At 27.6% G+C, this 14,310-nt stretch carries 11 protein-coding genes, 1 riboswitch and 1 other annotated feature; of the genes, 9 read left to right on the top strand and 2 right to left on the bottom strand.

Features of this window, described 5'->3' with window-relative positions; all coding sequences use genetic code 11:
* The first annotated feature begins 461 nt into the window (after positions 1–461).
* Positions 462–561: riboswitch (purine riboswitch) on the top strand.
* Positions 562–630: 69 nt separating this feature from the next.
* The 6 genes from ade to RYM86_RS12965 all read left to right on the top strand — a co-directional run bounded on the left by ade (position 631) and on the right by RYM86_RS12965 (position 8,292).
* On the top strand, positions 631–2,376 hold the full coding sequence (ade, locus tag RYM86_RS12990) for an adenine deaminase (RefSeq protein ID WP_315080974.1): 1,746 nt from the start codon (positions 631–633) through the stop codon (positions 2,374–2,376).
* A 287-nt stretch (positions 2,377–2,663) separates the two neighbouring features.
* Positions 2,664–3,413: a Tim44-like domain-containing protein gene (locus RYM86_RS12985; RefSeq protein ID WP_315080972.1), complete on the top strand. Its 750-nt coding sequence runs from the start codon at positions 2,664–2,666 to the stop codon at positions 3,411–3,413.
* A gap of 320 nt (positions 3,414–3,733) precedes the next feature.
* Positions 3,734–4,501, top strand: a complete 768-nt coding sequence (locus tag RYM86_RS12980; RefSeq protein ID WP_315080971.1) for an ABC transporter ATP-binding protein — start codon at positions 3,734–3,736, stop codon at positions 4,499–4,501.
* Complete coding sequence (locus tag RYM86_RS12975; protein WP_315080969.1) at positions 4,491–6,482, top strand: ABC transporter permease; 1,992 nt, start codon at positions 4,491–4,493, stop codon at positions 6,480–6,482. The genes RYM86_RS12980 and RYM86_RS12975 overlap by 11 nt, the downstream gene beginning before the upstream one ends.
* Positions 6,483–6,604: 122 nt before the next feature.
* Positions 6,605–7,276 carry a response regulator transcription factor gene (locus RYM86_RS12970; protein ID WP_315080968.1) on the top strand — a complete coding sequence of 224 codons (672 nt, stop codon included), beginning with the start codon at positions 6,605–6,607 and terminating at the stop codon, positions 7,274–7,276.
* A complete protein-coding gene (locus tag RYM86_RS12965; RefSeq protein ID WP_315080967.1) occupies positions 7,273–8,292 on the top strand; it encodes a sensor histidine kinase in 1,020 nt (339 codons plus the stop codon). Before RYM86_RS12970 ends, RYM86_RS12965 begins: the two co-directional genes overlap by 4 nt.
* A gap of 98 nt (positions 8,293–8,390) precedes the next feature.
* Here RYM86_RS12965 and asnB read toward each other — a convergent pair whose 3' ends face one another.
* Positions 8,391–9,980, bottom strand: a complete 1,590-nt coding sequence (gene asnB, locus RYM86_RS12960) for an asparagine synthase B (RefSeq protein WP_315080966.1) — start codon at positions 9,978–9,980, stop codon at positions 8,391–8,393.
* 96 nt (positions 9,981–10,076) lie between these two features.
* Positions 10,077–10,335, bottom strand: a binding site (T-box leader).
* 85 nt (positions 10,336–10,420) lie between these two features.
* Positions 10,421–10,570 (bottom strand): multidrug resistance efflux transporter family protein, encoded by a 150-nt coding sequence (locus RYM86_RS12955; RefSeq protein WP_315080976.1) that lies wholly within the window; start codon positions 10,568–10,570, stop codon positions 10,421–10,423.
* A 199-nt stretch (positions 10,571–10,769) separates the two neighbouring features.
* On the opposite strand from RYM86_RS12955, the gene RYM86_RS12950 reads away from it, so the two are divergent.
* The 3 genes from RYM86_RS12950 to RYM86_RS12940 all read left to right on the top strand — a co-directional run bounded on the left by RYM86_RS12950 (position 10,770) and on the right by RYM86_RS12940 (position 14,107).
* Entirely contained in the window at positions 10,770–11,267 is a 498-nt protein-coding gene (locus tag RYM86_RS12950; RefSeq protein WP_315080965.1) for a cupin domain-containing protein, read from the top strand.
* 393 nt (positions 11,268–11,660) lie between these two features.
* The gene (locus tag RYM86_RS12945; protein ID WP_315080964.1) at positions 11,661–12,446 is read left to right on the top strand and encodes an ABC transporter ATP-binding protein; all 786 of its coding nucleotides are present in this window, start codon (positions 11,661–11,663) and stop codon (positions 12,444–12,446) included.
* A gap of 2 nt (positions 12,447–12,448) precedes the next feature.
* Positions 12,449–14,107: a hypothetical protein gene (locus RYM86_RS12940; RefSeq protein WP_315080963.1), complete on the top strand. Its 1,659-nt coding sequence runs from the start codon at positions 12,449–12,451 to the stop codon at positions 14,105–14,107.
* Positions 14,108–14,310: the final 203 nt, after the last annotated feature.

The raw sequence follows: 14,310 nt of genomic DNA, 5'->3' as shown, positions 1-14,310 counted from the left end.
ACCAATTCAAGCATTCTTACACGAGGTGTCGCACTTAACTTGACAATTCATCAAAATAAAAAAATGAGGTGCATAGGAATTAATCTTTGCACCTCATTTTATGAATATTATAGGAGGACAAAAAAATACCAACCACATTAATATTGTAGATCTAAAAATTATGCCTATTAGATGCCCGTAACAGGGTTATATTTAATTTTTCCAGTGCAAAAAGTATCTTTAACATATTCTAAAAGTTCCATAGAAGTAGAAGCAATAGAAACACAGGGAGAAGGAAATTGTTTTTTTATATAAAGAGTAACAGATTATATTGCTATTAAGTAACTATAAATAAGTTATAATGATGGATTTCAAAGGTCATGCTTTATCTTTAGCACAAGACCCTTCGACAGAAATGTAGGGGGATTTAGTTTATATTTCTATTAATTGACAATGTATTTATAATAAGTTATAATAATTTAAAATTAACGAAAAAAATTATTTGTATAACCTCAAGAATATGGTTTGAGGGTATCTACCAGGAACCGTAAAATCCTGATTACAAAGAAAAGGATACGTCTTTTTTCTTTGTAATCAGGATTTTTTATTTTAAGCAAAATTTAATTAGTAATTTTAGGAAGGTCGTGTCTTATGAAAATTGATATGGATTTATTGAAGAAAAGAATTAAAGCAGCTAATAAGGAGGTAAAGGCAGATACTGTTGTGAAAAATGGGAAAATACTAAATGTTTTTACTGGAGATATCACGAAAGGAGATATAGCTATTGTAGATGGAATTATAGCAGGTATTGGTCAGTATGAGGGAGAAGAAATTATAGATGCACAGGATAAAGTTATAGTCCCTGGATTTATTGATGGACATATGCATATAGAAAGTACAATGTTGACACCACATGAATTATCAAAGGTTCTTATTCAACATGGTGTTACTACAGTAATGGCTGATCCTCATGAAATTGCAAATGTTGCAGGTACAGCGGGGATTAACTTTATGTTAAATGCATCAGAAGAATTGCCTATAGATGTATTTATTATGCTTCCTTCATGTGTTCCAGCAACTTCATTTGAAAATAGTGGAGCAAAACTTGATGCAGAGGATTTACAACCTTTTTACACACATCCAAGGGTTTTAGGACTCGCAGAATTTATGGATTTTTCGTCTATAGTGAATTTAAATGAAAAAATGTTACAGAAAATTATTAATGCTCATTTAAATGGAAGTATTGTAGATGGACATGCTCCGGGACTTAGTAAAGAAGAGCTAAACGTATATATATCTACAGGGATTTATGCAGATCATGAATGTGCTAATGTTAAGGAAGCAAAGGAACGTTTAGAATTAGGTATGTATTTAATGATTAGGGAAGGTACAGCAGCTAAAGAATTAAAAAAACTAATAAAAGTTGTAACTCCAATAAATTCAAGAAGATGTATGTTGGTTACAGATGATAAGCTACCTGATGATTTGATTGATGAAGGTAGCGTAGATCATAATGTTAGGCTTGCAATAAAAGAAGGACTAGATCCAGTTACAGCGATTCAAATGGTAACAATTAATGCAGCAGAATTTTTTGGTCTTCGTAGTTTTGGAGCAATAGCACCAGGGTATCAAGCTGATTTATTAATATTAGATGAATTACAGAACATTTCAATAGATAAAGTTTTAAAGAAGGGAAAATGTGTTGTAGATAATGGGAAAATAAAGAAAGAAGAATTTAAAATAAATGATAACAGTAAAGAATTAGCTATAAAGTTACCGAAGATAAATATGAAAGAGTTAGAAAAAAATGATTTTGAAATACCTTTATCTTCTGATTTATGCAATGTAATAGAAATAGTTCCTAATAGTCTAATAACACATCATAGAGTTGAAAAAGTTGATACAGATAAAGGCAATTTTAGTGCATCAATTTCTAATGACCAATTAAAGATGGCTGTAATAGAAAGGCATCACGCAACAGGAAATATTGGATTGGGAATTGTTAAAGGCTTTGGTATAAAAAATGGAGCAATTGCAACAACGGTAGCTCATGATTCCCATAACATTGTAGTTGTTGGAACTTCTGATGAAGAAATGTTTTTAGCAGTTAATCATCTTAAAAAGATGAATGGAGGAATTGCAATTGCTTCAGGTAAAGAAATTATAGCATCCTTACCTCTTGCTATAGGAGGATTAATATCTGAGAATGGCTATTTAGAGGTTCAAGAACAACTTAAAATTTTAAATCAAGCTTTAAGTACAATAGGAGTTGATGCAGATTTTAATCCTTTTCTAACTTTATCATTTTTAACTCTTCCAGTTATTCCAGAAATTAAGTTAACAGATACAGGATTGTTTGAATTTAAAACATTTTCTCATATAAAAGTCCAAGCTTAAAAAAATTATATTCATAGACTTTTTATTGATGTTATTTCTTGGGAAATAACACAGTATATAAGCAACTTCATCATAGTGCTATGATGAAGTTGCTTTAAATATAATTAAGATAAAGAATAATTAGATAGAATAGTTGGGTTTTACATATTACCTTTTGCTTTTAGAATGAAACTTACGAAAATTTAAAATTTCGTAGGTTTTTAAATTTGCAAAAATTTAGGAAAATATTCTATAATTTATCTAAGGCATTTAAGTAATACACAGGCAGATTATGTAAAGGAGAAATTATGAATAAAATTAAGTTTAGAAATTTTATAAAAAAGATATTATTATTAGTAATGATTTTTACAGTTAATGGATCAACCATTGCATTTGCAAGAGCTGGAGGTGGTGGGCATTCAAGCTCATCTCATAGTAGTTCATCAAGTAGCAGTTCTTCAGGAGGTGGTAATTTATTTGAACTTATAGGTATTTTTATTGTGTTGCTTTGTATTTTTTCAGCTGCAAAATTTGTTTTTAAATTAATATTAGATAAAAGAAAAGCTAAAAGTATTTCAGTAATAAAGAAATTATATCAAAATGATAATAATTGGAATTATAATGATATGAAGAGAGATATTGAAGAAGCCTTTTATAAAGTGCAAGCTGCATGGATGGAAAGAAATCAAGAGTTAGCAAAAGAATATATGAGTGATAAATTGTATAATAAACATAAATTAGAAATTAAAGAGATGAGGATTAAAAAAGAAATAAATATTCTTGAAGAAATGACGTTATTAAGTGATGACCCTATTGGAATACAGGATTTTGAAGGTATTAATAAAGATTGCATATGGGTTCATATTAAGGCAAAGTCAAAGGATTATACAGTTGACGAAAAAAACGGCAAAATAGTAGAAGGGGACGCTGATAAGATTGTTCATTTTGAAGAATATTGGAAGTTTATAAGAAATGAATATAGATGGATATTAGATGAGATAAGGCAAATAGATGATATAAGGGCTTTAAAGTTCTTTAAAATAAAAGTTAATAATTAGAAAATTTAATGAACACAATTTCCCTCAATTAAATAAGAATACATTTTTATATAATAGTTTAAAAGTATTTGTTCACATCTTTTAATGGATTTTCATTAGGAGATGTGTATTTTTATGTAGAACTAAAATTTCATTACAATTTTAAAGAACAAAAAACATAAATTTTTCTGTACATTTTAAATAGTGGTATCTATGTTAATATAACAAAAATGTAATATTAATGATATATAATTCCATTTATGATATAAATAGAAGCGTATAAAATAATATATATGAATTTAATAATATTAGTTAATACAAGAAAAAAGGGAGAATTATAAATGGAAAACATATTAAGTGTAGAAAAAATTGAAAAATATTATGGCAGTAAGGGTAATATAACAAAGGCTATAGATAATATTAGTTTTAAAGTGCATGAGGGAGAGTTTGTTGGAATAATGGGACCTTCAGGAAGTGGTAAAACTACATTACTTAATTGCATATCAACTACTGATAATGTCACTGTTGGAAAGATAATGATAAATGGTAGTGATATTACAAGGTTGAAATCAAAAGAATTAGATAAGTTTAGACAAAATGAGTTAGGTTTTATATTTCAAGACTTTAATTTATTAGATACACTTACAGGTTATGAGAATATTGCTTTAGCATTAACAATAAAAGGGGAGAAAAGTTCAAAAATAGATGAAAAAATTAAATTAGTAGCAAAACATTTAGAAATAGGTTTGGTATTAGATAAATATCCTTATCAAATGTATGGTGGACAAAAGCAAAGAGTTGCTTCAGCAAGAGCAATAGTAACTAATCCATCTTTAGTCCTTGCTGATGAACCAACAGGGGCGCTAGATTCAAAATCAGCTAGACTATTACTTGAAAGATTTAAAAGTCTAAACGAAGATTTGAATACTACCATACTAATGGTAACTCATGATGCCTTTACAGCAAGCTATGCTCATAGAATACTTTTTATTAAAGATGGAAGAATCTTTAGCGAGTTAGTAAGAGGTAATGATACTAGAAAAGACTTCTTTAATAAAATTATAGAAGTTATATCTCTTCTTGGAGGTGATGATAACAATGTATTTTAAGCTAGCTGTATGCAACATAAAAAAGAGTTATAAGGATTATACTATATATTTCTTAACACTAATACTAGCTGTTTGTATATTTTATAGCTTTAACTCTATAGATTCACAAAAGGCACTTATTAATATGAAATCTTCAAATGCAAATTACATAACCAAATTAACTGAAGTTATGTCTGGTATGTCAATATTTATATCAGTAATATTAGGTAGTTTAATATTGTATGCAAATAACTTTTTAATAAAGAAACGTAAAAAAGAATTAGGAATATATATGACTTTAGGTATGGGAAAAAGAAAAATATCTAGAATTTTAGTAACAGAAACCTCTATTATTGGAATTATATCTTTAATTGCTGGTCTTATCTTAGGCGTGGGAGCATCACAGGTTTTATCTACTTTTACATTAAAGTTATTTGATGTTGGAATGAGTGAATATAGATTTACGATTTCAATAAGTTCTATAGGTAAGACTATATTATACTTTGGAATAATGTTTTTACTTGTAATGATATTTAATGTATTTGTTATTTCTAAATACAAGATAATTGATTTACTTGCAGCAGATAGACAAAATGAAAAAATAAAATTTAAAAATCCTCTTATATATTTATTTTCATTTGTGTTATGTATAGCGTCACTAGTATTTGCGTATAAATCTATACTAGAGATAGGCATAGATACAAGAAATCCTATGTTTAAGATATCACTAGTCATTTCTATAGTAGGTACAGTATTATTATTCTTTAGTTTATCTGGAGTTATATTATATATAGTAAATAATAATAAAAATGTATATTTTAAAGGATTAAATATATTTGTAGTAAAACAAATAAATAGTAAAGTTAATACGAATTTCATATCAATGTCAGTAATATGTTTAATGTTATTTATTACAATACTTGTATTCTCTACGGGAATAAGTCTTAAAAAAGATTTTGAAGCAGGAATTGAAAAAATAACACCTTTTGATGCCAGTCTAATATTATATGCTGATGGTGAAACCAAAAATGTAGAAGATATATTTGATAAAATTGATTTTAAAATAGGTGAAAATGAAAAATATGAAATTTGTAATCAATATGGCTCAGATGCAAAACTGGGCGAGTTATTTACAGCTATAGATGAAAAATTTAAAAGTTGGCAGGCAGGTTTTGTAAAAATATCTGATTATAATAAAATGTTAAAATTAAAGGGTGAAAAAGAAATAAATTTAAACAAAGATGAGGTGTTAATCTTGTCTAATGATAACAGATTTATTAAGTCAATTAATGAAGAATTAAAAAATAGCAATAAAGTTAATATTAAAGGAAAAGAGTATGTGGTGAAAAATCATGAGGCTATAGAGGGAAATCTCAACACTAATGGAATACCAGATAATAATTGCACAATAGTTATAAATGATGAGTTTTTATCACATTGTAAAGTTTTTGAATCAGTACTTAATGTAATGTATACAGATAAAAATAGAGAAGAAAACAATGAAAAATATGAAGAGATTCACAAGAATTCCGTAATTGGTGGTAAGTATGAAAGTTTAAATATTTCACATATAAGCGCTTATTCAAAGGATGGCGTTTATTCTCATGAAGAAGGATCCACAACATCAATATTATTTGTTGGAATATATTTAGGTATAGTATTTTTAATAACCAGTATGGCTGTATTAGCTCTTCAACAATTATCAGAAGCTAGTGATAGTATAGAAAGATATAAAGCTTTAAAGAGAATTGGTGCAAACAAAAAAATGATAAACAAAACAATCTTTATTCAAACTTTGATACATTTCAGCCTTCCAGTGATTCTTGCACTAATTCATTCAGTTATTGGTGTTATAGTAGTTAATAAAGAGATAAGTACTTATAACCAAATGGATATTAGATTTTCAGCTTTAATAACAGCTTTAATATTTATTGTAGTTTATGTAGGGTATTTCTATACAACATATACAGGATATAAAAATATAGTAAAAAATAGTATTTAGCCTTATAATAATTATTAAAGTTATTAAATTTTATTTTTCAAAGTTAAGGCACATTCCTAAAAATAACAAATCCAATATGTTTGTATATTTTCTTTCATGTGCCTTATCGTAGGAGGAACATAATGAAGAAAATTATTATTATTGAAGATGATGAAGTTATAAGAGAAGAATTACAAAACTTTCTAAAAAAATATGGGTATGAAGTAAAAGCTCCTATAGATTTTAATAATATAATAAAATATGTAGAAAATGAGCATGCAAATCTTATATTACTAGATATAAATCTTCCTGTCTTTGATGGTTATTATATATGTAGGGAAATACGTAAAATATCAGATATTCCAATTATAATAGTTACAAGCAGAGATAGCGAAGTAGATGAATTAATGAGTATGAATTTAGGAGCAGATGATTTTATAGCAAAACCTTATAATACAGAAATACTACTTGCGAGAATAACAAATATTTTAAAAAGAACATATGGAAACTTAAAAACTAATAATATATTAAATTATAGGGATTTTAATTTAAATCTTTCAAATGCAACCATCATTTATAAAGACAAATCCTTAGAGTTAACTAAAAATGAGGTTAAGATACTTTCTTGCTTAATAAATAATAAGGGGAACATAGTAAAAAGAGATTCACTTATGGAATACTTGTGGAAAGCAGATTATTTTGTAGATGACAGCACTTTAAATGTTAATATTAATAGATTAAGAAAAAAGCTTGAAGAGATAGGGATAGAAAATCCAATAGAAACAAGAAGAGGGTTAGGGTATATTATGCCATGAGTATAGGTGAATTTATTAAAGATAAAACTGTTGTAATACTATGGAACATTCTGATGTTTATTGTATTAGCAGCTATAATGCTTGTTATTAATGTTAAATTAATTATAATTGTATTTGTTTTTTGTATCTGGTTTTTTCCATTGGTTTCATATATGGCTTTAGAATTCATAAAATGTAAAAATTATTATAATGAAATTAATAGCATATTAGAAAACTTAGATAAGAAATATTTACTTCCAGAGTTAATAAAAGAAACAACCTTTATCCATGGGGAAAAACTTAACTATATACTTAAAGAAGTAAGCAGAGATATGCATGAAAATGTAAAGTACTACAAAGACATGCAAGCAGGTTATAGGGAATACATAGAGACATGGGTACACGAAATTAAAACACCAATGGCTTCCACAAAGCTAATAATTGAAAATAATCAAAATGAAGTAACTAATAAAATAGACTTTCAAATAGATAAAATTGATGGATTTGTACAACAGGTGCTTTATTATTCTAGAAGTAATAATGTTAATAAAGACTATATTATAAAACAACTTAGCCTTGATAATGTAGTAAGAAATGTAGTCAAAAGAAATTATAGAGATTTTATTCATAAGAAAATAAAAGTAGATATAAAAGGTATTAATGAAATTGTATATAGTGATAGAAAATGGACTGAATTTATTATTAATCAGATAATAGGAAACTCTATAAAGTATTCAAGTAGTAAAGAGCCAATGATAAGTATATATTTAGCTAAGAAAGATAATTCAGTGATATTAACCATAGAGGATAATGGAGTCGGAATAGTAGATAAAGATATAAATAGAGTCTTTGAAAAAGGCTTTACTGGTGAAAATGGAAGAAGATTTAGTAAAAGTACAGGAATTGGTTTGTATCTATGTGAAAAGCTTTGTTTAAAATTAGGATTGAAAATTAGTATTGCCTCTAAGGTAAATAAAGGGACCATAGTTACATTAATATTTCCTTTTTCAGCTATGGCAACTTTTACAGATGATTAAGAAGTATATAAGCAACTTCATCATATGTGATGAAGTTGCTTTAAATAATAATTAAGCTAAAGAATAATCATATAAAATAAATTAAATTTATTTCTTAATTATAGTCCGCTATCACCATAATTTGATAATGCTCTAGCACTAGGATCGTCTACAGCACAGCCTTCCCATTCTTTGTTTGGCATCCAAAAATCAACTATCATTTCTGCTTGGCCTGGATAGTATTTTTCAAAAATTTCTCTATATAACAATGATTCTTTCGTGAATGGTTGAGCATGATATTTGTACTTTTTACTTAGTTTATTGAAATCTTCACCACTATAGACTGTTTCTGCATACTCCTTTAAATGATCTACCATAGAATGTCCTACAGCATCGCTAAAGGCTGCTTTTTCACGATATAAAATATTATGTGGAAGATAATCACCTTCAAAAGAATGTCTTAAAAGGTATTTTCCCATGTTATATTTGTTTAATTTCTTTTCAGGGTCAATAGACATAACATATTTTACAAAATCTAAATCACCAAATGGCACTCTTGCTTCTAAAGAATTAGATGCAATGCAACGGTCTGCTCGAAGTACATCATACATAAAGAGTTCTTTAATTCTCTTTTGTGATTCTTTTTGGAATTCTTCTGCATTTGGCGCAAAATCAGTGTATTTATATCCAAATAATTCATCAGAAATTTCACCAGTTAAAAGTACTCTAACATCAGAAATCTCATGTATTTTCTTGCAGATTAAATACATACCAATACTAGCTCTTATTGTTGTAATATCAAATGTTCCAAGAAGTTTAATAATTTCTTCAAGTGAGTCAAGAACTTCTTCTTTTGTCATGTAAACAACAGTATGATCACTATGAATATAATCTGCAACTTCTTTTGCGTATTTTAAGTCAATTGCATCTTCTGTCATACCTATAGCAAAGGTTTTTATTGGTTTATCAGGATACATTTTTTGAGCAATTGAACATACTAATGAGCTGTCTAAGCCACCACTTAATAAGAATCCCACTGAAGCATCAGCATCCATACGTTTTTCTATAGCAGCTACTAATTTGTCATGAATGTTACTACAAATAACGTCTAAGTCATCTTTACAGTAATCACCATCTACCGATGCGATATCACAGTAGCATGTAAATTTACCATCAGCATAATAATGTCCTGGTGGAAATGATATAATCTTTTCTGTAAGACCAACTAAATTTTTAGCTTCACTAGCAAACATGATTTTACCACATTCAGAATAGCCATAGAATAGAGGACGAATTCCAATTGGATCTCTTGCTGCAATGAAAGTATCCTTTTCTCCATCATAGATAACAGCCGCGTATTCTGCATCTAATTTTGAGAACATATCTAGCCCGTATTCTAAGTACATTGGAAGTAATATTTCGCAATCACTATCAGAAATAAATTTATGCCCTTTTGCCATTAGTTCCTTTTTTAATTTACGGAATCCATAAATTTCACCATTACAGATAGATGCATCTTTTTTTCTTGTGAATGGTTGCATTCCACCAAAACTTAAATCCATAATAGCAAGTCTTTGAAAACCTAAAATACCAGATGGTAAAGTTAGAATTTCAGTCATATCTGGTCCTCTAGATTCAGTTCTTTGTAATGCCTCAGCAAATTTTTCATGTTTCATGTCTGTTCCTGTATAACACATAATTGTACACATATTAATATTCCTCCCCAATTAAATAAAAAATGTAATTATTCAAATATTTCTCTCTATTAAACTTTTTTGTAATAAAAAAAGCCCTTCATCCTATAAACATAGGACGAAAGACTTAAACTTCCGTGGTACCACCTAAATTAGCTTAAAAAAGCTCACTTTAATCAGTACGGAATTAAGTAAATAAATTCGATACTGTCCAAGCTATAACGGTTTGGCTCCGTCCAAGACTACTCTTAATAAATTTCGTTTGGAAGCTCCGGGATGTTCTTCATTATTAGTTTCGTATCAGTCTCTCACCATTACTGATTCGCTTTGACTACCTCATAATAACTACTCTTCCCATCAAGGCTTTTATATTCATTGTTTGAAATGTAAATTTAAATTTATTTCATTTTACTTGGAATTTCATAATCAGTCAAGAGATTTATGAAATAAATATTTCACTTAAGTATAGTAAATAAAACTTCACCAGATTGTGTAGATTCAATTATTGCTAATTTATAAAGATTATTTTTAACTATATTTATGGCTTTAAAGAAAAAAATTGTAGCTATAACACCAGAAAATACTGCAACAGAGAAGGATTGAATAATTTGGCTATTATTTAGTATGCTAACTTCTTTATAAGAAATAAAGGATAAGAAAAGGCTGCTATTAAAATAGGTATAACAGACAAAAGAGTTTGGTTAATATTTATACTTTCAGCATATGTGGAGAATTTTTAGCAGTGAGTAGAAAAAATAATACCTATGATGTAAAATAGTAGTAAGTTTTGAAAGGAGTGATTAAATGTACACAGCAGATTATTTTATAAAAGAATTAAATATGATATCACATCCAGAAGGTGGATTTTATAAAGAGAGTTTTATGTCAAAAGAAAATATATCAACTAGAGGGTTAAATGTTGAAAGTGAAGAATCAAGAAAGCTTTGGACTAGTATATATTTTTTGCTTAGAGATGGTGAAGTTTCAAATTTTCATAGATTAAAATCAGATGAAATGTGGTACTATCATTCGGGCTCTCCATTAACTATTTATATGATTACCCCTAAAGGAGAACTTATTACAGAAGAACTTGGACTTGATATTGAAAAGGGAGAAAAACCTCAAATATTGGTTCCTAAAGATTACATATTTGGTTCTGCAATGAACAATGAAGGATATGCTTTAGTTGGTTGTATGGTATCTCCTGGTTTTGAATTTAAAGATTTTGAATTATTTGAAAGAGATTATTTATTAGAAAAATATCCGAATTATGAACAAGTAATTTTTAAATTAACAAGATAGATATATTTGGACTGTTTTAAAATAGAAAGTAAATTTTTATTTTAAACAGTTCATTTTTTTGTTTAATGGACATAAATATTAAGCCAACTGTTTAGACAAAAATTCTAAATAGTTGGCTTTTTCTTAAAAGTTGAAGTGGAAGTACCAGTACTGTTTTAAGAGCAAGATGGCGTTGGGTTATCTATTCAAGGCAAAGACAGACCTAAGGGAAAAAGTAAAAAGAAAGAGTTGAAATTAACATGGAACACTCTAAAAATAATTTTTTAAAAATTTAACATCTATATTTCACCATTCATTTACATTTGAACATTTTTTTGGTATGTTATTAGTATATTTCATTTAGAAACAAAATATCAAGTACGCACATTTCGTGCTTTTAAGGGGATAAAAGTTATGGAAAATTTAGAAAGTATAATATCAATTAAGGATCTGAGAATGAGCTATGGAGACAAGTATGTGCTTAATGGAATAAATTTAGAGATTCCAAGAGGACAAATAATAGGATATATAGGAACTAATGGTGCTGGTAAAAGTACAACCATAAAAATAATGCTTGGTATAATAGAAGGCTATGAAGGAAAAGTAGAAATATTAGGGCAAGATATAAGTGATGGAAGTGTAGAGTACAAGAAGAAAATAGGCTACGTTCCAGAGCTTGCTGATATCTATGAAAATTTAACTGCGTTTGAGTATATAAGCTTTTTAGGCGGAATATATGAGTTAGAACAAGAAAAACTTATTGAAAGAGTAGGGAAGCTTATGAAGTTATTTGCAATCCAAGGAGCTATGTATTCTAGGATATCATCATATTCAAAAGGAATGAAGCAAAAGTTTCTTATAATATGCAGTTTAATTCATAATCCAGATATATTATTTTTTGATGAGCCTTTAAGTGGACTAGATGCTAATAGTGTAATGATATTTAAAGAAGTCATGAGCAATCTTGCTAAGGAAGGAAAAACTATATTTTATTCTTCACACATAATGGATGTTGTCGAGAAGGTAAGTGACAGGATTGTACTTATTAATAATGGAAAAATAGCTGTAGATGGAAGTTTTGAGGAGCTTAAAAATAGTAAAAAGGAAAGTTCTCTAGAAGAAATATTCAATCAATTAACAGGCTTTAATGAACATGAACATATTGCTAAGGAATTTGTTTCTTTAGTTGAAGAGGTATAGCTATGAAGGAATTTAGAATATTAAAGCTATTGGATAAATTTCAAGAATTATATAAAAAATCAGGTGTTAATTATGATATTATGCGAATGATTTTACAAATAAAATTAACTATGGATGGTCGCAGGGTAAGCACTGTTTTGACAAATAATAAAAAATCTGTTGAAAATGATGATAAGAATAATTATGTATATCTACTTATATTTAATGGATTTTTAAGCATTTTTATTGGACTAATAATGATAAGTGATATTTCAGCCTTGAAAAATATAAATATTGTTGTAGGTGTAAATCTATTTATCATGGTGTCGCTTATGATATCAGATTTTTCAGCAGTTTTATTAGATGTAAAGGAAAAAAATATATTATTGCCAAAGCCTATAGATAGTAAAACGTTTAATGCTGCAAAGCTTACTCATATATGTATGTATCTAATGGGTATATCTCTGTCTTTAAATTTCATTCCTTTAATTATTGGAACAATAAAATATGGAGTGATATTTTCTCTAATTTTTATTATAGAAAATATATTATTAGCTCTAATAGTTATAGTAATAACGGCATTTTTATATACTTTAGTTTTAAAGTTTTTTGATGGAGAGAAACTAAAGGATATAATAAACTATTTTCAAATATTTTTAGCATTTGTATTTACTTTTGGCTATCAGTTATTTAGTAGAATTTTTACCATTGAAGGTATAAAAACTTATTATGTGCCTAAGTTTTGGCATAGTTTAGTTCCATCTATGTGGTTTGCAGCTCCATTTGGAATATTAATAGATGGAGATAAAAATTCTTTTTTAATATTTTTATCTGCAATGGCTATATTAGGCCCAGTTATATTAATTATGTTTTATGTTACAAAAGTAGTACCTTATTTTGAAAAGAACCTTCAAAAGTTAAATGATAATGGAGGAAATGTAAGTCGTGGAAGTGAAAAAAGAAAAGAGTTTATAGCAGGATTAATTTGCAGAGATAAAATTGAAAAGAGCATGTTTATATTTACCCAAAATATGATATCAACAGAGAGAAACTTTAAGCTTAAGGTATATCCATCTCTTGCAATGGCTGTATTTATGCCAGTTTTATTTATTTTTACTGATAGAAGAAAATCATTTGTTGAAAATATTCAAACAAGCTATGGGGGTAAAGTACATTTATTAATGTATATAACTGTATTAATGTTATGTTTCTGCACTGCTTATATAAATAATAGTGATAGTTATAAAGGCGCATTTATATATAAGGTATTACCAATAAAAGATCCGGGGATAATAATAAAAGGAGCAATAAAAGGAACTTTATTTAAATTGGTTATACCAATTTATTTATTAGTAGCCGTAGTGTTTTTCATACTAAAGGGGCCATCAATACTTATAGATTTAATTGTAATGCTCTTAGTTCTTTTAATATCAGCCTTAGAGTATTTTAAAATATCAAATAAGACAATGCCTTTTAGTATGAAATTTGCTACAGCTGATAGTGGTAAGCTTATAAGTCCAGGGATACAGACCGCGATGCTTGTTGGAATATTTGCTACAATACACATAATAATTAGAAATAATATTATATTTGTTGGAATATTTGCATTAGTACTTTTTATAGTTAATATAATTCTTTGGAAAATAAGCTTTAACATAAGTTGGAAAGATGTAGAAATGTAAGAATCCATATGCCTAAACTATGATATTATTTAATACATGAATATGATGTTTCAATCCAAGCAGCATATATATAATATTAAAAAAACTATCTATTAGAATTCGAAGTAACTATATGTGAAGATTTTAAAAAAGTAATAGAGTGTATAAAGCTAAGATCTGACTTCGATATTTAATTGGAGTCAGATCTTTTAAATTTCCCAACC

Source organism: uncultured Clostridium sp. (genome assembly GCF_963527835.1).
GTDB lineage: Bacteria > Bacillota > Clostridia > Clostridiales > Clostridiaceae > Clostridium.
This window is presented reverse-complemented; position numbering and strand designations above follow the sequence as displayed.